Below are 19,597 nucleotides of genomic sequence, written 5' to 3'. Positions count from 1 at the left end.
CAGTTTTTAAAAAAGCCAAAAAATAAAAAGAAACGGATAACTCCGCTTCTTACTTGTAATTTTGTTTAAATTCCTTTTCTTCTGAAACCGAAGAAAACAGCACCGATAACAAGCACAACAAAAGCGATTGCAATCATGCTGGAAGATGAAACAGTCGGGTTGGCGATGAAATCCCGAACGGACGAAGCCGCGTTTTCCATCCTCTGCGTCACCATTTCGTAACCGGAAACTTGCGGCGCGGCCGATGCCGTTGATCCTGACGGCGTTGCGTCTTGCCCGAATCCTTCGCCATCAGTTGTTGTGTCCTCCGTTTGAGCCAAAGTGGTGTTCGTTTCATTGTCAGCCGTCCCAACGACAACCGCTCCGCCGGTCCCTGAACCGCTTCCGGAATTCGTTGTCGGCAGGTTGAAATTTTGATCAAGCGCCACATTGATTATATCCAAATAGGTTTGTTTTTCACTCTTGGAAATGTCCATTGACAAAAGACCTTGAACGATTTGAGCGTTGAGTTCCAGATTACTGCATGTATGATGGCAGCAAACGACACCGTTGAGGATAGTTTGTTCAACATATTCCTGTTCCAATTGCTTTTGAACATCTTCGGAAGGAGTCCAGTCACCGCTGTAAATGGAATTTAAAAGTGTTGCAACTGCTGATTGATACGCATAAGCATTTTCACTCTTCAAATACTCCGTAACACCTGTCTCTTTACTGTCATTTATGTAGGTTTCGTAAAGATTATTCCACATTTTATCAGTAACCAAATCAGGCATTGTCATCTGCCAAACACTCATAACTCCAAAGAGTTCTTCCATATGTGCTGTTCCTGCATAACCTGATTCCATCATTCCTTTAATCCATTCCGGATTCAAATATCGAGAACTCAGATCCATACTCAAGAACTCTGAGAGGGTTTGAATGTTGGTTTCACCATTTCTCAAATTGTTGATGTACATATTTGCGTCTCCGCCTGAAGCAGTAATCGCCGCGGCAAGACCGCCGAAATAAGCAGCCACCATCGGATGATCTAAAACGCCGTACAAATTAGAAGAACGGCTGAAAACGCCCATATCCACATCTTTCAGATTACTTTGCAGCAAACTCGGCATAGAAACGCCCCAAAGAGTTTCACCGCCGACTTCCACGCCGTATACAGTGCCCATACGCTGAATGTAAAGTTCAGCAATGTCGATTTCATCTTCAAGACCACTGCCTGCAATATTTTCAATTCCCGGGTATATTCTCCCTCAGGCGGACCGAAAACACGCGCGTATGAAAGTTCCCTTAATTCATCATCAGTATAGAGGTTGCTGTCTTTGTATTCCTCTTTTAAAGCTTCGTAGATGGCATCCGAATTGCGCTTGACATAGTTGGGATATTCATCAGAATCCGGTGCTTCTGCCGCCATTCTGACAGCCTGATTGATCCAGAGAATTTGTCTGCTGTAAGAATCTCTGTAAGAGCCCGACGTTTCAACAACGACATCAATACGCGGTCTTCCGAGTTCTTCTGCGGAGATCAGTTTCAACGGCGTGCTGTTATTGATTCTTCCGTTTGCATCCCAGTTCGGTTCGACGCCGAGCAGAGAGAAGATTTCTCCTTCGCTTGTGCCGCCTGTTCTTGCGGCTTCAACAGCCCAAAGTAAGAACGCGACTTTTTCCGGATAAGCGTCCGAATTATTTTCCTGATATGTCAAAATAAGAGTGTCGGCAAGTTTTTGACCGATTGCGTACGCTGCTTTTGTCGGAATCAATCTTGAATCATCCTGCACTGGATTTCTTCCCGTCGGAACCGCTTCAAAATTCTGAATCGGATCGCCGGTTTGTCCGGTAGGGATATATTTGGCATCCAAGGCATTCAAAAGACTTTCAATTTCGTTGGTGGGATTCTTCAATTTATCGATTTGATCATTTACAATCATTAAGACGCGTTCAACATCTTCCCCGTATGTCAGCTTTGTATCAGAACTGACGGTTGAATAAGCCGAATCGCCGAACAGATTGCGGATGGTTTCTTCCGGATCTTCACCGTTGACGATTGTGTTGATGATCAATTCTTTTTTCATTTCGTCAGCGTCTTCATCATAAAGTTGGTACAATTCATCGTCCAGATTTCTGTAGTAATAGGTGGATGTCGCTGTTTGGATATACACATCGAAAGACAGCAAAGTGTCGGCCAATGAAAATATTTGTTCATCTGTCGGAATTTCATTTCCTAATCCGAGTTTGTATATGATTGCCATGGCAAGCGTGTATTCAATGTGGGAATCCCTGCTTCCGGTCACATTAAGGACTGCGTCAGCCACTGTATTTCCTTCAAATATTTCATCCAAAAGTTCTTCTTTTATGCTTTCCGCTTCGGATCCAAATTTTTCTTCCAGCAAGTCGTCCAGATTTAAGTTGAAGTCGACGCTGTTTATCTTGACGTCAAAAGTGTTGTATGAAAGCATGGAACTTGTCATGGAATATATTTGATCTTCTGTCGGCGCAACGCCGAGAACGTGGTCTCCGTAGGGAATGTAACTGCTTTTGATGCCGCTCAAATGACTTTTAATTTTTGAAACAGAAGTGTCGGTGTTTTCCCAATTCAAATTTAAAGATGTATCCAATCCCAAACTTTCACAGGTTTCTTTAATCAGTTCGATGGTTTGGCTTTTAACTTCTTCATCTCCGAACTGTTCATAATCATATATCAAAGATTCCAATTCAGATAATTCACCGTACAAGCCGCTCGGCATCAAATAAGGCGTCAAAAAGTCAATCACGAGCATGTTCGCGCGCCTCTTATCCGTGATTCCGGTTGCGTCCATCGGAAGCATGTGAATGTGCGGAAGATCCTGAATCATTAAGGCAGTCCAGTCATCTGCCGCTAAACTTGCCTGGTTTCCGGGCATGACGCCTAAATTCGACCACACCGGCAAAAGCGCATCCGCTTCATAAACTTCATTGATGTAATAGTAAACAGCCAAAGCTTGGTGCGTGGGCGGATAACTGCCGACATGATTGAGTGCGTTTTCGCTCTGGTCGCGTCCTCGAAGAGGCTGGGGCGTCAGCATTACGTTGCCGAATTGAATTGTCGGAATGACAAAGTACTGTTCACCATCCGACTTATAGACCATAATATCTCCGGGTGATTCTCCCCAAAGGTCTTTGACTTCCGCTTGTTTTTCGGCAGGAAGCATTTCAAAATAAGCGGCATATTCATCAACAGGAAGTAATGTGACATTTCCTTTTTCAGCGCGCTTTTCGAGTTCTCCTGGTGCCCAGGTTCCGACATTGTAGCCGTATTCAACCAAAATGTCCTTTAACTCGTCAGCCGTATCCGGAAGGTCTCCGACATCATAACCGGCTTCTTCCATTGCTTTTAATAAATTCAAAATGCTTTCGGGAGCGTTTAAGTAATAATCAGGATCGGACCCGACATTGGATTTACCGGCATCCGCCGCGTAATAAGGGATGACGATTTTTTTGTCTTCGTTTGATTTAGCCCCCAGAACAGCCCAACCGATTGCCCTTTCGGTCATCCATTCGATTTGTTCGGGAATCGGCGTATTTGTTGACCCGTCATCTTTTACGGCAACAACGATCGGCTCGATGATACCGTCCTGTTCGGCAAAAGCGAGCTGATAAAGTTCCCCGGCAATGACACCGTCATTCATTTCCCTCCAAGAATCAATTGTGAGAGAGGTATCGTATAATTGGATCGCATTCAGAACAGGAACGCCCAAATTTTCCAATTCCATTCGCCCCATATCGGAAGATGTGGAAAAGAACCGACCGCCTCTGGAGATTGCAATGATTGAATCGACAATGACTTCATCATCAATCATAAAATTGTCACGGTTTGCCGTTTCATTGATAGCAGTCCTTGCACCGTAAATATATGTTCCGACGACAACGTTGTATCCTCTTCCTTCGATAGATTCAACAAACGCATCCCAAACAGGTGAATCTCTTTCCGTTTTATTCATAACGGATGAAGGAATAACACCGATTGTCGGCATGTTGGGGTCAAATACGTGTCCGCCGTCCTCTCTTGTTGTATACCATTCCATATATTCGGAAGCGTTTGAAAACACAATGTCGCTGTCCGGATGATAAATCCCGTAAACATCTGTTTCGACGGCCGCCGCAATCGTTTCGGAGACAGATAAACCATTATACAATGCAAGTGTTAAAAACAGGTTTTTGTAATTTCCTTCCGACGGATATGTCATGTATTTTTTGATGCCTTCGACCGTAATATTTTTACTCGTTACATCTTCAATATTTTCATAAGCAGCGGAAGTTTGAGTCATTGAAATAATAGATGCTCCGTTATCACTCGCTTCTGTCAAAGTTGCTTCCAGTGCGCCTATGACAACAACGGTTAAATGTTCCAAAATAATGAAATCATAATCTGATAAATCAATATTCAGGTCTTCACCAAGATCTGAATCTTTAAGTACAATCAATTCAGCTGCGCTGACATATTTTTTCACAATATCATCTTGTGCTGCCGCGTTATATAATGATTCGATACTTCCGTCACTATTCACATATGCGACTTTTATTTTTGAATCATCATCAGGATCAGCATTCACTGCCGGCATCATTGATACAAGCAGGATCAGTAAAACAAATAGTGTGTAAATTTTCCTCATAGTCTGTAACCTCATAAACAAATTCCAATAATTCTTTGTAAAATAGCTTGCAGTGTTATGCTTTTATTACGCAAGTTTACAGTTTCAACTATGGAGCATTTAATAATAAATAGGTGTGTTTTTTGATATCATTTGTAATCTTTTAAGGAAACTGAAAAATATTTCTTTTGCAAGTGTTTTGATGAAAAAATTTCCGTCAAATAATTTTAATATTGAAAAATTCAACTCTATTTTAAAACATATATTATTAATAATGCAAAGAATTGTTATTAAAAAATGAAATTATCGTTATAATTGAGGAAACGGCATTGAAAACAAAGAATCGACGCTAAAACAAAAAACTGCCGTGGAAACAAAGAACCGCGTGAAAATAAAGAACCGTGTGAAAACAAAGCACCTGCTTGAAAAACAAAGAACCGACATAAAAACAAAATTTCAGAAACCTTTATATGCAATATTTCCCTCTAAAATCTGTTTTAATCTGAGACTTGATTTCGATTTACACTTGTTTTATTCAACTCAAATATGAGTTAAAACAGTCATTCAATTACGATTCAAGATTTTAGTCATAAACAACTATGAATAATGAAAGTTTGGAGTTGTTTTCATCCGTTTTTTTCGCTGCCTGCAGCGTGAATCGTGAAACATTTCCGGACTTGAAGGAGATTGATTTATATGGCAATTGCAAAATTCGAAGCCCCTGAAGAACTTCAAAAGAGCGCATTGGAAGCTGTGGAAACAGCAAGAGACAGCGGTAAAATCAAAAAAGGTACCAACGAAGCAACCAAAACCATCGAAAGAGGAACTGCAAAACTCGTTGTCATCGCCGAAAACGTTGAACCCGTTGAAATCATTGCCCACCTCGGTCCGCTCTGTGAAGAGAAAGGCGCTGCATACATTTTTGTTAAAGAACAGAAAGACCTCGGAGCCGCATGCGGTCTGACCGTCGGCTGCGCAGCAGTCGCAATCACAGACGCAGGCAAAGCAGCCGAATTGGTTGATGATGTTGCACAGAAAACTGCCGCTCTCAAAAACTGATTTATCGGGAGAGATAAATTATGGCAGAAGAATTTAACAACGCAAACGGTTTTCCGGCCGAAGTGATCGAAATTATCGGAAACACCGGTATGCACGGTGAAGCCAGTCAGATCCAGTGCAGAATTTTGGAAGGACGCGACAAAGGACGTGTCATTACCAGAAACTGCGTCGGCCCTGTCCGTATCGGCGACATTTTGATGTTGATTGAAACATCACGTGAAGCTAAAAAATTAAGCATGAGATAATCGGTGATTCAAAATGGAACAAAGAAAATGCAGCTTTTGCGGGAAAATGGTTGAACCCGGCACCGGCAAACTCTACGTCAAAAAAGACGGCGCAACATTTTTCTTATGCTCTTCCAAATGCCAAAACAATTTGACAATGGGAAGACTCCCGAGAAAAACAATTTGGACCGAAAAGGGCCGCGCCGAACAGAAGAGAAAGTAAAGTCTATCGACTTTATTTTCCGTTTTTTTATTTTTGATTTTTTTCATTCAGATATATTAATTAAAAATTAATTTAAATCTGACACTTACATTACCTTATTTACGAATTACTTTATTGATCAATATAATCAAATCTATTAATGGTGATTTTATATGGAACGCACATATGTTATGGTTAAGCCCGACGGCGTCGCACGCGGTTTGATGGGCGAAGTTCTCGGCAGAATCGAGAAAAAGGGTCTTAAAATCGTCGGCATGAAGTTTGCCGTCATGGAAGAAGCAAAAGCCAAAGAACACTACGCAGAACACGCTGAAAGACCATTCTTCGCAGGTCTCGTCGAATTCATCACTTCCGCTCCGTCTTTGTCTTTGGTCGTTGAAGGAAACGATTCAATCAAGATCATGCGCGCAATCAACGGCGCAACAAAGCCCGCAGAAGCGGCACCCGGAACCATCCGCGGCGACTTTGCAGTCGACACCGGCAGAAACCTTGTCCACGCGTCCGACTCAACCGAAGCAGCAGAACGCGAAATCAAGATCCACTTCGGCGACGCAGCTCTTTTAACATACAAGAGATGTGACGACGACTGTCTTTACGAATAATTTTTATTGCAGATCAAATTTCTTTTGATCTCTTTTTTATTTTAAAAAACGTAAACTTCTGCTTCACATGCAGCAGCTCTCGCCGCGCGCGAGCCGAATAAATTTTAAAAATTATCGAAAACAGATAGCGTTTTCAAATATTTGTTAATAGTTGCAGATTCATTTCAATTATTCAAATTATTATAAATTTATATATATTATAATACGTTCATTAATACAGCGGCTTTAGATTTGAAATGCAAACGTATTTAAATATCATATTTAATAATGAAAATTTGGAGGTCAAAAAATATGAAAAATTATTTTGATTTAACAGGTAAAGTCGCAATTGTCACCGGCGCTTCCAGCGGACTCGGTGTTCAATTTGCAAACGCTTTAGGAAACCAGGGCGCAAAACTCGCATTGGTTGCCAGAAGAGCAGACAAATTGGAAGCCGTGAAAAAAGATTTGGAAGCCAAAGGTATGGAAGTTTTTACGCAGATTTGCGATGTTACCGATTCGGAATCCGTCAAAAACGCGGTCGCTGCAATTGCTGAACATTACAGAACAGTCGACATTTTGATCAACAATGCCGGACTCGGAATCGGTGAAGCAGCCGACACGATGTCTGATGAAGTTTGGGAAAAAATGATGAAAACCAATGTTGACGGCGTTTATTATTTCGCCCGTGAAGTCGGTAAAATTATGAGAAAGAACAAGTACGGAAGAATCATCAATTTGGGTTCCATCCATTCCAGAGTCGCAATGCCTTTCTCAAAAATGATTACCGCCTACGCAACAACAAAAGGCGCGGTTTTCATGATGACAAAAGCGCTTGCAAATGAATGGGCGCGCGAAGGCATTACCGTTAACGCAATCGGTCCAGCCTATTTTGAGTCGGAAATGACTCAGGATGTTTTGGGAGCGGAAGAATTCAATAAAATTTTGGATACATACTGCCCGATGGGAAGAGCCGGAAAAGCAGGAGAGTTGGACGGCGCAATTATTTATTTCGCGTCAGACGCTTCGACCTATACAACGGGACAGCTTCTTAATATCGACGGCGGTTGGACGGCTATTTAAGCCGGTTTGACCGTTTTATTTTTTCATTTTTTATTTTTTAAAAATGCGTTTCTCTTTTTTGATTATTTAATTTAAATGTCATCCTTTCTTCTTGATTATATTTTAAAAATTGTGGCGGTTCGCGCGGCGGCCGGCAGCGACAGCTGCTGCCGTAACGGAAAAACTGCAGGCGGCGGAAACAGAAACCTGACTTGCAAATGGAAACAGAAACCTGAAGCTAGCAGCAGAACAGAGACCTGACTCCAACTGCAAACAAACACCGCCCTCCAACTGCAACCCTGAAATTTTGTGAGCGAAGCGAGCAAAATTTAATGCCAACGGATTACGATAAAATGAGCAGATACACGCGGCAACGCAAATCTGTCCGGTAGTAGCAACGCAAACAGTCACGCAGCGGAAACGCAAACCGAATCGGTAGCGGAAACACAACCCTGCTCGCAACCGCAACAGCAAAAAGAAACGGTTTTAAATTTTTCGTTTCGTATGGAAAGAATCCGCCAAGTCTCAATTCCCTTCGCTTCGCTTCGGAAACTTGAAACTTCGTTTCAAGTCCGGTTCGCCGCTTCGCGCCGCCCGGAACTCAAATTGCGGGGGCGGCACTTCGTCTTTTCAATTATATTTTTGATTTGACTGAAACATCGTTTTTGTCAAAATTTTCAAAAACGGAACGCCTTTTTTATAAAGATCTAAAAAATTAAGATAAGGATTTTATTGGGCGTTCATGTCCCCCGATTTTGAAAATTGGATGTTTGATTTTAAATTTCAAAACAATTGAATTTAAGATTCCAAATCATCTTTTGAATATCGAATCAGCGGTTTTGATAAATGTCTTCTCGCCGACGGCGGAACTTCATAATAACCAAGATTGATTTTTCTCGGAACCGAAACTTCAATTTTGGATTCGGTTTTTGTTTTGCATTTTTTGCAGCGGAACCCTTGTCCGATTCCGGCAGACTCCGTTCGTTTGCCGCAAATCGGACAATTCGGATTATCGAATTTGAAATCTTCGGCAAGTCTCAGGATTTTAATCTTTTCGAGATTCAGCGTATCGTTTTTGAAACTGCCGTAAACACGAATCTCGTCTTTTGGAATCAGTTCGCGAATAATGTGTCTGAAATTTCCCGTCGGCTCAAAGGCGGCGCATACCAAAATGTCGCCGCTTTCGTCTTCTAATTTGAAAATATCGTGGCCGCCTTCAATCGTTTCCGCTTTTGAATGAACAAAACCTTTCAAAATGTAAGAATGAAGCGGCTTCATTTCGGAAACGGATTTGACGGGAATCAAATGAACATCGGTTCCCTGGTTTGTTTTGAAAATTTGAGAGCGTTCGATTTCTTCGGAAACAACATATTCGGCGGCTTTTGAAACGGCGCCGGCTGAATTTCCGCGAATGCCGAATAAAACGGGATCTTTTCCGGAAGGAACGCAAACCGGGAACGGTTTTGTTTTTTTGTCAAAATCAATCGTATCCCACGTTTCGGGCGTTGTCATTTGGTCGGCAAGAATGAGACTTTCTTTGTCAACAAAACGAATCGGGCCGCCGTTGCTTCCCCGATTTTGAGGAAGGCGGTAGGCCAAATATTCGAAAGTAAAATCTTGAAATGATGTGTCTTGAAATGGCAAGTCTTGGAATGATGATTTTTGAAAGTCTAAATCTTGAAATGCAGGTTTTTGAGATAAATCATTATTAAAATTGAGAATCGCGCCGCAAACCGCTAAAGAACCGATTAAACCGCGGCCGTTTTTCATTGAAATATGAACGACTGAATTCGGGAATTTCGATTCGATCTGATTTAATAATTTAAAGGCTTCTTCAATTTCAATCACATCGGTGACCGCTTTTTTGTAAAATTCATAAAGCGGCCGGCGCAAAGAGTCGCATATATTTACGTTTATTGAATCGAAAATAAAAACGGCGCCGGGGTTTGTTTTATCACATGAAAGTTCGGCGTATTCTTTGATTTTTTCGGCAACGAAAGAAATCACTTTTTCTTTTGTTTCGGAATTTTCTTCAAACAAATCCAATTCAATCCCGAGCGCCGCGTTTCCGCGCGTTTTGTAAGGAATTGTCGGGTTCAGACGAATCAAATAAGGAAAGCCGACAACGTTTCCGAAAACTTTCAGCTCATCGGCTAAAAGCGCCGCCAAATAAGTTGTACACATGCCCTCATTTGAATCCGTATCGTCAATTCCGATCAGCATTTAAATGTCAAAGAACGGCAAATTATTAGATTGTTATGAATCAATGAAAAAACGAGGTGCGTTTTTTGAAAAAATTTTAAAAATGGGGAAGCTCACGCGGGGCGGCGGGCTGCTGCGGCAACTGCCGGCGACGACGAACGCAAACCTGACAGCAAGCGGAAACAGAAACCTGCAGATAGCGGCAGCACGTTCGCGAATGCGAACGGATTGTCATAAAAAAGAGCAGATGCAAGCGGAAATGCAAATCTGACTCGCAACGACAACATTAAAAGACAGTTGCAGATTGGCAGTCTCGGCAGGTGTCGGAAACAATAAAAGACAGGGGGTAAGAAGCACTTTGCAGGGGCCGAATGCAACTGAAAAAGCAGAATGCTCTAAATTTTTCGTTTCGTACGGGAAAGAATCTCCAACTCCTTCTTTCCTCCGCTGCGCTTCGGAAACGCGTCGTTGGAGGGGGCGGTTTTTGAAATTTTAATTTTAATTTTCAAATTATTGAAACATCATTTTTCATCAATTTTCTTTAAAAACGGAACGCCTTTTTTTATGAAATCTATTTTTAAATTTAGGGTTTTATCGGGCGTTCAGGTTCACCGCTTTTGAAAATTGGATGTTTAGGTTTCATCTGAAAATCAAATAAAACCGAAGAACGATTTGAAAAATAAAACAAAATTGTCGGACGAATTTGAAAAGTCAAATTAAAGATGGATCAGCTCGCGCGCGGCGCAGCCCAAAAACAAAAAGCAAAAAACAAAAAACAAAAAAATAAAAAACAAAAAAATAAAAAACAAAAAAAGTGAATTGAAACAAATCGCTTCAATTCAAATTTATTCAAAAATTTTTTAGAACAACAGAGATGACAAAGTCACCGTGTCCGGATAATAAAGCGTATAACTGCTGATTCCGGCCAATTCCGCTGCCTTGTCGGCGGCGTCATACAGATTTCCGAAATCGTCAATCAACCCGTTCTTCAAAGCATCTTCGCCCAAGTAAACTCTGCCGTCGGCAAGAGCCAAAACCTGTTCGTAAGTCATGCTGCGGCCGCTTGCGACATCAGTAACGAATGTTTTGAAGCTGGTATCAATAATATATTGCCAATACGCTTTTTCCGCCGATGTCAATTCACGGGTATCCGTTCCCATATCTTTGAATTCTCCGCTTTTGATAATGGTGATATTAATACCGTTTTCTTCATAAAGCGTCGAATTATCGACATGCGTTCCGATCACACCGATCGAACCGGTCATCGTCGAAGGCGATGCGTAAATGTAATCCGTCTGAGACGCGACATAATAAGCAGCGCTTGCCGCCTGGTCGCCCATCGAAGTAACGACAGGGATTCCCATTTCTTGCGCGCGCTGAATTTCAATGTTGATTTCCTGCGCGCAGGCGGCTGTTCCGCCGGGGCTGTCGATTCTTAAAACAATCGCTTTGACACTGTTATTGTCCGCTGCCGCCCGAATATGACTTGCAATCGAATCGGAACCGGCATATCCTGAGCCGTACATATAATCGCCGGTGTACATATAGCCGTTCACGTGAATGACTGCGATTTTGCTGCCCGAACCGACGCCTGATGTTCCTTCTGCCGCAATATAAACGACAGACACGAGCGCGGCCAAAACAAGAACAACAGCAATAACGGTCCAAATGCCTTTATTGGATTTTTTCTCCGGTTTTGGCGGTGCGGGGCGCGGCGCCGGTCTTGAAACAGGTGTGTCTCGGGATGCAGCTGCCGGCCTCGGCGCAGGTCTTTGCGCGGCCGCGGGAGGCGCTTCCGGCGCAGAAGATGCGGGAGGCATCTGTTCGGATACGTTTTTCTCCGATTTCATTTCGGGCGCGTAACTGTAATACGGCCGATAACTGGAACCGGAAGGGACTGAGCCCTTGGGAGAGTCTTCATTCAATTATTAATCCTCCTATGATAAGCCAAAACCAATTTTGAACGCTGCGGATAAAATGTCTTCTTGAATTAAATATTTCTCTGTTAAAAAATTGAGACGAAACGAAAAATCTGAATATAATCCATCGGCGAGTTATACAAAATTTTATAAATTCGGGAGGACTTCATACCCCTCTCAACAGGAATATTCAAATTTATGATGAATAAATCTAATCATTCATAAATAATTCAATTTATTATTCAATTTATTATTCAATTTATTATACAATTTATTATACAATTTATTATACAATTTATTATACAATTTATTATACAATTTATTATACAATTTATTATACAATTTATTATACAATTTATTATACAATTTTTGAGGAATTATAAAATGAACCGAGACACGAAACCGATGATTGTCACTTGCGGGCTTCCGTACGCAAACGGAATGGCACATCTCGGTCACATGCGCACTTACGTGCCGGCGGACATTTACGTTCGCTCCCAAAGGAAACAGGGACGTGAAGTTGTCTTCATTTGCGGCTCCGACACGCACGGAACACCCGTTGTCGTCAACGCTGAAAAAGAAGGCATCACCCCGAAAGAACTCGTGACGATTTATCACAAACACTTTTCGGAAATTTTCACGCGCATGGGCGTTCATTTTGATGCTTACGGAACGACGGACGATGAAGAAAATCACGTCAGAACAACGGATATTGTTCAAAAACTCATTGACAACGATTACGTTTACACAAAAAACATCGACATCGCTTACTGCCCGCACTGTGACCGTTTCCTGCCTGACCGCTACGTTGAAGGCATCTGCCCGCACTGCGAAGCAATCGCGCGCGGCGACGAATGCGACCAGGGCTGTAAAAAACCGCTTTTCCCGGGCGAACTTATCGACCCGAGATGCACCGTTTGTAAAAATCCGGCGGAATACAAAAGTCAGGAACATTATTTCTTCAAACTTTCCGAATTTGACGGTTTCTTAAAAGACTATTTAGAGAAGTTGAAAGGAACGGATAACGCTGTCAATTATGCCAAAGGCTGGGTGACGCAAGGGCTTGAAGACTGGTGTATTACTCGAAACATGGATTGGGGCGTAAAATTCCCGGGCGCGGACGGACTTGTCGTTTACGTTTGGGTAGACGCGCCGATCGGCTACATCGCGTTTACCGAAGAATGGGCAAAAGCCAATAACGATTCTTGGGAAAAGTTTTGGAAAGCAACTCCGGATGCAGCTACAGGTGCAACTGCGGGTGCAGCTGCGGACGCTGTGTATGACGAAACGCTTGAGAAGCAGAATTCCGAAATCGTTCACTTTATCGGCGGCGACATCGTTTACCACCACTGTATTTTTTGGCCAGCGATGCTCAAGGGCTCGGGATATTCGCTGCCGACGGATGTCGTTGCTTCGGGAATGGTTAAAATTGAAGACAAAAAGTTTTCAAAAAGCCGCGGGTACGTCGTTTGGGTCGGCGAGGATTATTTGGACCAGGGATTCCATCCCGATTTGCTTCGCTATTATTTGTCAAGCTACACTTCCCATACAAAAGAATTGAATTTCGGCTGGGATATGCTTCAGGAAAAGATCAATTCGGAACTTGTCGCCGTTTTGGGCAACTTGTTCTATCGGTCCTTGTTGTTCGCGTCCAAGAATTTCGGCGAAATTCCGACAGGATCGGTTGAACCTGAAATTTTAGAACGAATCAAACAGACAACAGAAGATGCCGCCGCTGCGATGGAAGAATATGAATTTAAAAAGTATTCCGATACCGTTATGGAACTTGCTTCTTACGCTAATTCTTATTTTCAGTCTCATGAGCCGTGGGCGCTCATAAAAACCGACAAAGAAAAGTGCGGCGAAGTCGTTTACAATTGTCTTCAGCTTGTCAAGGCGCTGACTGTTCTTTTTGAACCGGTGACGCCCGGCAAAATGCAGGAAGCTTGGGAGCAGCTCGGTTTGAGCGGAAAAGTCGAAGACGCGCTTTACGGCGAGGCGCTTGTACCTCTTGTGCCCGGCGCGAAGCTTGGCGAGCCCAAGATTTTGTTTACGAAATTGGAAGACGACAAGATTTCCGAAATGGATGAAATCGCTAAAAAGCGCGTTCATTTGGCAATGAAAGAAGCCGGATTGGTTCCGGATGAAGAAAAATTGATTGAAGAATCTAAAAAGAAAGGTGAAAAAATGGATGCAGAAAACAAAACAGAGAATAAAACCGAAAATAAATGTGAAGCTGAAAATGAATCGGCATTATTGCCTGAAATTACGATTGATGATTTCTTTAAAGCGCAGATCAAAGTCGGAAAAATTCTTTCCGCTGAAATCATTGAAAAATCAACGAAGCTTTACAAGATCATGGTGGACGTCGGCGAGCCCGAGCCGCGCCAAATCGTTTCGGGAATCCGCGCTTATTATGAAGCGGATGAACTTGTCGGCAAAACCGTTTGTGTGATCGTGAATTTGAAAGCGGCGAAATTGTGCGGCGTTCAGTCTCAGGGAATGATTTTGGCAGCCGATGACGGCAGCGGAAAAGTTTCTCTTTTGATGCCGGACCGGGAATTGGAACCGGGATCGGATGTTTGCTGATTCTGTTTTGTAAAAAAGAAACGAAATGAAACGGATTTGCTTCATTTCATTTTTTTGGTTTTTCAATTTTTTATTTTTCAATTTTTTATTTTTCAATTTTTTATTTTCCAATTTTTTAAATTTATTTGATTTTTTTCATTTTTTATTTTTTTCAATATAAACTGTCCGTTCATTTTTGTTTTTTAAAATGCGATTCTCTTTTTGATTATTTTTTAAAATTTGTGCGGCTCGCGCGCGGCGGCGGGCAGCTGCCTGCCGGGCGGAAGTCTGCCGGCAGCAGCGGCAACGCAAACCTGATCGGCAGTGGAAAACAGAAACCTGACCGCCCGTGGAAAACGGAAACCTCCCTCCCGCTGCAAACAAACATCTCCCTCCCATTGCAACCTGAAATTTTGCGAGGCGAAGCCGAGCAAAATTTAATGCCAACGGATTTACGATTAAAATGAGCAGATGCACGCGGAAACGCAAACCGGACCCGCAGCCGAAACACAAAACGTCTCAGTAGCAGCAACCAGAAAAGACAGTTGCAAGAAAGTGCCTTGCCAGAGCCAAATGCAGCTGAAAAAGCAGAACATTTTTAGTTTTTCGTTTCGCATGGGAAGAATCCGCCAAGTCTCGATTCCCTTCGCTTCGCTACGGGAATCTCAACTTGCGGGGGCGGCTTTTGGAGTTTCATTCATTTTTATTTTTATTGAAACATCGCCTTTCATCAAAATAATTCAAAAACGGAACGCCGTCTTTTATCCAACGATTAAACATTTTTTAGGGTTTTATCGGGCGTTCAGGTTCACCGATTTATGAAAATTGGATGTTTGGGTTTCAAAATTGGAAATAAAACAAAAAACAAAAAACAAAAAACAAAAAAGAAAAAAGAATTGAAAAATTATGAATTAGGAATTATGAAGACCTTTTTTTCAATTCTTCCAATTCTTTCAATTCTTAATTTGCTTTCTTCAAACAGCTGCAGCCTCTGACGCCTCCGCCGCTTTCTTCCGGTCCAGCAGTCTGAATTCTTTGATCATCAAAGCAACTGCCAAAATCAAAATGATCGCATCGTTAACGGGCAAGGCTGCCCAAACGCCTGTCAATCCCATGAAATACGGCAGAATGAGAATCAGCGGAACGATCAAAAAAACCTGACGAAGCATAACTATGAGTCCTGCTTCTTTTCCTTTTCCAAGCGACTGGAAATAAGTGATTGTCATAATCAGCAAACCGTAAGTCGGGAAGATGGCATACATCAGGCGGAAATTACTGATTCCCGACGCGACAATTGCAGGGTCTGTGATGAAAGCGGACAATAAGAAGCCCGGAAACATCTGAATCAGAATAAAGAAAGCGGTTGCAAGAATCGTTGATCCGAGTATGAAAACGGTTGTCAATTTTTTAACGCGGTCATAATTCTTGGCGCCGTAATTCGTTCCGACAGCGGGCTGCATGGCCTGGCTCATTCCCCAAAGCGGAACAAATGTCAGCTGCAATATGCGCTGCGCGGCGCCCATGAGCGCGATCTGGTCAGGTCCGCCGTATTTGACAGCCGTGTGGTAGAGAACAGTCATTTGAACAATCATCATCACTTGCATAAGCATCGCGCTTGAGCCGACCGAAAAGATTTGCGGAATCAGTTTGGGCGCAAGTTTGATGCCGTTGAATTTCACGATCGGGCTGACTTTCAGGAAGTAATACAGCGTGACGGCGGCTTGGAAGAATTGAGCGACAACGGTCGCAATTGCAACGGCCTGCGGTCCTTTGTCAGGCATCATGATGATAAAAAGCGGGTCCAAGATGATGTTTAAAATGGCGCCGCTTGCCATAATCAGCATAGCGGTGTTCATGCGGCCTTCCGCGCGCATAATCATGTTTGCGCTTTGCATAAAGTTCACAAAAACGGAGCCTAAAAACACGGTCCGCAGATAGGAAACGCCCATTTCAAGAACGGCTCCTTCGGCGCCCGTCAAGCCTAAAAGCCAAGGCGCTAACGGGATGACGACTAACATCGACAAAGCGGATAAAAGCAAAGACAGGACAACTAAATTCCCCATGATTTTGTTCACGGTTTCCTGATCTTTTGATCCGATTGCCCGCGCCAAAATCGAGCCGGAACCGATTCCGATCAAAACGGCAATTCCGTTGTTGATCAAGACGAACGGAGAGGCGGCTGAAACGGCGCTCATCGCGTCAACGCCGACCATCTGTCCGACAAAAATAGAGTCAATAAAGGCATAAAAGCCGACAACAAACTGGCCCAAAATCGCGGGCAAACTCAATTTTATCATGAGTTTCCACGGATTTTGCGTCAGTAATTCATTTCTGACATCACTCATAGAATACATCTCTTTAAGTTTGATTATTGTTGATTATTGATTGCAGTACGAATCAATACAAATTACAATGAATACAATAATCGCACCCGAGACTGAAAGCTGATGATAACAAGGCAACGTTTTTTTGATAACATTTTTTGATAACATTTTTTGATAACATTTTTTGATAACATTTTGGGGGAAAATCAATCCATTTTGAACAATGTTTTCCATCCGGCGGCATGAAACAGAAGCAGCTGATCGACATAAATGTCGGCTTCTTCTTTGTCCATGCGGCGAACAACGGTTTCAAAGATTTCCGAGAAAAATGAAGCTGAAAGAATTTGGATCATATTCATGCTTAACGAAGTGATTTCATGACCGTTTTGCTTCATCACTTCCATAAATTCAAGAGTTGCTTCGATTTCCGCTTCAACGAATTTTCGAACGTAATTTTCATAATTCGATCCTTCGCTGCAGCAAATAATCAGATAAAATTCATCAAAATTTTCATAAATATGATTCAGCAGTTCTTTTAAAGCATCGCCGCTGTAAGTTCCCATTTCTCCGATTTGCCGTTTTGCAGGCAGTACCGAAAAACTGTAAAGCGCTTCTTTGAACCGCTCTGTAAATTTTTCGGAAGCCGGTTCAACCAATGCGGCAAATAATGCGTTTTTGTCGGAATAATATCCGTAAACGGCGCCGGTTGTAACTCCCGCGGCCGCTGCAATATTTCTCATGCTTGCGCCCGAATATCCTTTTGAAAGAAATTCGTTTTTACCGGCATTTAATATGGCTGTTTGAGTTCTTTCAGGCATCAGATCACCGAATTCAGAAATATAACACTGTTATAAATTTACGTAATTATAAATAATTTTCGTCAAAGCGAAATTAAACAATAATAAAAACAAAAATTCAAAAAAATCATAAACGATGTTGAAAGAAATGAAAAATGAAAAATAAAAAACAAAAACAAAAAAAAAATGAAAAATAAAAATGAGTGAAAGTTAAATTAAAAAGTTATTAAAAAATCACTTCTTTTCCGGCACTTTCCGCTCTTCAATCGTTTCAATCAAATCTTCGGGGCCGCTCATTCTGACGAGTTCTTTCTTTTCAATAAAAGCGGTGCTTTCAACGGATTTGACTTTGGAATTGCCGTTGATCAAAAAAACGGATTCTGTTTGAAACACATCGGAGATGCTGCTCATCAGGCGCGCGCGCTTCAGCGTTGACGCGTTGTACTTGCTCACGCCTGTTAGGATGACAGAGTTTTTGTCTTTGGAAACGGCTCGGAAAGGCGCGTGCGCGGTTTCTTTGACATCGAATCCGAGGGTTGAGACGTAAGTCAGCATTTCGGCTTCAGCCGCTGTTTCCGGTTTGCCTGCTTTGTTTTCGAGATTGCCGGCGGAATCGTGAATCGTTCCGATGCCTTGAATTGTGCCGCCGACTTTTGCGGGAGCAGTCGGGTCGGGTGTTTGTTTCTGCGGATTTGTTAAAATCGGATTCAAGATGTCGATCGGCTGCGCAAGTTCGATTTGAAGCAGATCTTCAAGCATCAAAACCGTATCAATGGAAGCATGCATTCCTTCTTCTTCATATTTGCTGATGGTTCGGCGGGAAACGCCGACGATTCCGGCAAGCGATCCGAGAGATAAATTGTTTTCAATTCTTGCTTCTTTGAGCGCGGTGCCGTCAATCGGGACGTAAAGGCCGCCTGGAGAAGCGGTAACCATCGGCGGAATGCCTTCGATGAAATAATCGTAAAATGTCTGAATGTTGACGGCTGTTATTTTGTAGCGCGTGTAAATGACATTGTCTTCAAGCAATTGGTCGCGGGTTTTTTCGCCGATGACAAGCGGCGTTCCGCCGAGGATTTCTGAAAGAACATGCATTTCGTTTGCGGTTTCTTCTGTTAAGCCGTCGAGATTGAGAAGAATTTTGCATAAAAGTAAGGTATCGCCTCGCCGGGCAGCAATATCAAAACTGCGGGGGCGGATGTCACATTTGTCGGAGACCAAAAATCCGGCATGCCGAAGCACTTCGATTGTTTGGTCGGCAAGGATATCTCGAGACATTCTATCCTCAAAATATGAATGCGGGTCTATATAAGAGTTGTCAAAAAATTTTGTTCGTGACCGACCTTCGGTCGGCCTCTCACAAAATTTCATGGGCGGGGGGAGGGCGGTGTTTGTAAAAAATCGCTTCGCAATTTTTCAGGCTTCGCCTGTTTGCAGCGGGAGGGAGGTGTTTGTTTGCAGTGGGAGGAGGTTTCTGTTTGCAGCGGGAGGGAGGTGTTTGTTTGCAGTTGGAGGGAGGTTTCTGTTTGCAGTTGGAGGGAGGTTTCTGTTTGCAGTTGGAGGGAGGTTTCTGTTTGCAGTTGGAGGGAGGTGTTTATGAAAAATCGCTTACGCGATTTTTCCAGCTGCGCCGCGCGCGAATTGCACCAATTTTATAAAACAAACAAAAGGGGAGACGAATTTTACTCATTTTGATAAAAACGGAATCAAAGATAATCAAAACAAAACTAAAATAAAAATAGCGCCCGATGCAGGATTTGAACTTGCGCTCTTCGAAGAAGAAGTGGTTTTCGAGACCACCGCCTTACCACTAGACTAACCGGGCATGAAAAAGATTGAAAATTATTGAGAACTCAAAGAGAGCAACTCAATGTTTTGAGTAATACCATTTTTCATATAAATACTTTTAAGTTTGATAAAAATCGACATAACTGATAAACACTGTCAAAATTTATCAAAAATAAATCAATTATCAAATACTTTCATCGAATACTTTCACCCGTTACACCGTTGATTT

General features: G+C 42.5%; 19 protein-coding genes and 1 tRNA gene. 7 read left to right on the top strand and 13 right to left on the bottom strand.

The annotated features are described in order from the left end of the window. Positions 1-65 precede the first annotated feature (65 nt). Both MmiHf6_RS10000 and MmiHf6_RS09995 read right to left on the bottom strand, forming a co-directional pair. Positions 66-1,163 carry a cobaltochelatase subunit CobN gene (locus tag MmiHf6_RS10000; RefSeq protein WP_316557640.1) on the bottom strand — a complete coding sequence of 366 codons (1,098 nt, stop codon included), beginning with the start codon at positions 1,161-1,163 and terminating at the stop codon, positions 66-68. After that, entirely contained in the window at positions 1,082-4,642 is a 3,561-nt protein-coding gene (locus MmiHf6_RS09995) for a cobaltochelatase subunit CobN (protein ID WP_316557639.1), read from the bottom strand. The genes MmiHf6_RS10000 and MmiHf6_RS09995 overlap by 82 nt, the downstream gene beginning before the upstream one ends. A 675-nt stretch (positions 4,643-5,317) precedes the next feature. Here MmiHf6_RS09995 and rpl7ae point away from each other — a divergent pair. The 5 genes from rpl7ae (at position 5,318) to MmiHf6_RS09970 (ending at position 7,791) form a co-directional block, all read left to right on the top strand. Beyond that, positions 5,318-5,680 (top strand): 50S ribosomal protein L7Ae, encoded by a 363-nt coding sequence (gene rpl7ae / locus MmiHf6_RS09990; protein WP_316557638.1) that lies wholly within the window; start codon positions 5,318-5,320, stop codon positions 5,678-5,680. Positions 5,681-5,700: 20 nt separating this feature from the next. After that, positions 5,701-5,925, top strand: a complete 225-nt coding sequence (locus tag MmiHf6_RS09985) for a 30S ribosomal protein S28e (RefSeq protein ID WP_316557637.1) — start codon at positions 5,701-5,703, stop codon at positions 5,923-5,925. A gap of 13 nt (positions 5,926-5,938) precedes the next feature. Then, on the top strand, positions 5,939-6,127 hold the full coding sequence (locus tag MmiHf6_RS09980; RefSeq protein ID WP_133517274.1) for a 50S ribosomal protein L24e: 189 nt from the start codon (positions 5,939-5,941) through the stop codon (positions 6,125-6,127). Positions 6,128-6,279: 152 nt separating this feature from the next. Continuing rightward, positions 6,280-6,729, top strand: coding sequence for a nucleoside-diphosphate kinase (gene ndk / locus MmiHf6_RS09975; RefSeq protein WP_316557636.1), 450 nt, complete (start codon positions 6,280-6,282; stop codon positions 6,727-6,729). 291 nt (positions 6,730-7,020) lie between these two features. Beyond that, a complete protein-coding gene (locus MmiHf6_RS09970) occupies positions 7,021-7,791 on the top strand; it encodes an SDR family oxidoreductase (RefSeq protein WP_316557635.1) in 771 nt (256 codons plus the stop codon). Between the two features lie 102 nt (positions 7,792-7,893). On the opposite strand, the gene MmiHf6_RS09965 is transcribed toward MmiHf6_RS09970, so the two are convergent. From MmiHf6_RS09965 to sppA, 5 genes are all read right to left on the bottom strand, one after another. Next, positions 7,894-8,220 (bottom strand): hypothetical protein, encoded by a 327-nt coding sequence (locus MmiHf6_RS09965; protein WP_316557634.1) that lies wholly within the window; start codon positions 8,218-8,220, stop codon positions 7,894-7,896. Positions 8,221-8,568: 348 nt separating this feature from the next. Continuing rightward, positions 8,569-9,993 (bottom strand): TiaS agmantine-binding domain-containing protein, encoded by a 1,425-nt coding sequence (locus MmiHf6_RS09960; RefSeq protein ID WP_316557633.1) that lies wholly within the window; start codon positions 9,991-9,993, stop codon positions 8,569-8,571. 92 nt (positions 9,994-10,085) lie between these two features. Then, positions 10,086-10,259: a hypothetical protein gene (locus MmiHf6_RS09955; protein ID WP_316557632.1), complete on the bottom strand. Its 174-nt coding sequence runs from the start codon at positions 10,257-10,259 to the stop codon at positions 10,086-10,088. After that, entirely contained in the window at positions 10,204-10,329 is a 126-nt protein-coding gene (locus tag MmiHf6_RS09950) for a hypothetical protein (protein ID WP_316557631.1), read from the bottom strand. Before MmiHf6_RS09950 ends, MmiHf6_RS09955 begins: the two co-directional genes overlap by 56 nt. Before the next feature lie 503 nt (positions 10,330-10,832). Continuing rightward, a complete protein-coding gene (gene sppA / locus MmiHf6_RS09945) occupies positions 10,833-11,897 on the bottom strand; it encodes a signal peptide peptidase SppA (protein ID WP_316557630.1) in 1,065 nt (354 codons plus the stop codon). A 363-nt stretch (positions 11,898-12,260) separates the two neighbouring features. Here sppA and metG point away from each other — a divergent pair, with 363 nt between their 5' ends. Beyond that, complete coding sequence (gene metG / locus MmiHf6_RS09940) at positions 12,261-14,480, top strand: methionine--tRNA ligase (protein WP_338140907.1); 2,220 nt, start codon at positions 12,261-12,263, stop codon at positions 14,478-14,480. 205 nt (positions 14,481-14,685) lie between these two features. Here metG and MmiHf6_RS09935 read toward each other — a convergent pair whose 3' ends face one another. The 5 genes from MmiHf6_RS09935 to MmiHf6_RS09915 form a co-directional block, all read right to left on the bottom strand. Next, the gene (locus tag MmiHf6_RS09935) at positions 14,686-14,847 is read right to left on the bottom strand and encodes a hypothetical protein (RefSeq protein WP_316557628.1); all 162 of its coding nucleotides are present in this window, start codon (positions 14,845-14,847) and stop codon (positions 14,686-14,688) included. A 70-nt stretch (positions 14,848-14,917) separates the two neighbouring features. Then, positions 14,918-15,076 (bottom strand): hypothetical protein, encoded by a 159-nt coding sequence (locus tag MmiHf6_RS09930; protein ID WP_316557627.1) that lies wholly within the window; start codon positions 15,074-15,076, stop codon positions 14,918-14,920. A 357-nt stretch (positions 15,077-15,433) separates the two neighbouring features. Next, positions 15,434-16,804: an MATE family efflux transporter gene (locus MmiHf6_RS09925; protein WP_316557626.1), complete on the bottom strand. Its 1,371-nt coding sequence runs from the start codon at positions 16,802-16,804 to the stop codon at positions 15,434-15,436. A 185-nt stretch (positions 16,805-16,989) separates the two neighbouring features. Then, positions 16,990-17,601: a TetR/AcrR family transcriptional regulator gene (locus MmiHf6_RS09920; RefSeq protein ID WP_316557625.1), complete on the bottom strand. Its 612-nt coding sequence runs from the start codon at positions 17,599-17,601 to the stop codon at positions 16,990-16,992. A 213-nt stretch (positions 17,602-17,814) separates the two neighbouring features. After that, entirely contained in the window at positions 17,815-18,858 is a 1,044-nt protein-coding gene (locus MmiHf6_RS09915) for a transcriptional regulator (protein WP_316557624.1), read from the bottom strand. Between the two features lie 109 nt (positions 18,859-18,967). On the opposite strand from MmiHf6_RS09915, the gene MmiHf6_RS09910 reads away from it, so the two are divergent. Further along, positions 18,968-19,180, top strand: a complete 213-nt coding sequence (locus tag MmiHf6_RS09910) for a hypothetical protein (protein ID WP_316557623.1) — start codon at positions 18,968-18,970, stop codon at positions 19,178-19,180. A 142-nt stretch (positions 19,181-19,322) separates the two neighbouring features. Here MmiHf6_RS09910 and MmiHf6_RS09905 read toward each other — a convergent pair. Further along, positions 19,323-19,405: transfer RNA gene (locus MmiHf6_RS09905), tRNA-Ser, on the bottom strand. Positions 19,406-19,597: the final 192 nt, after the last annotated feature.

It is taken from the genome of Methanimicrococcus hongohii (assembly GCF_032594095.1).
Lineage (GTDB): Archaea > Halobacteriota > Methanosarcinia > Methanosarcinales > Methanosarcinaceae > Methanimicrococcus > Methanimicrococcus hongohii.
The sequence above is the reverse complement of the archived record's forward strand: the minus strand, read 5'-3'. Positions and strand labels throughout refer to the sequence as shown.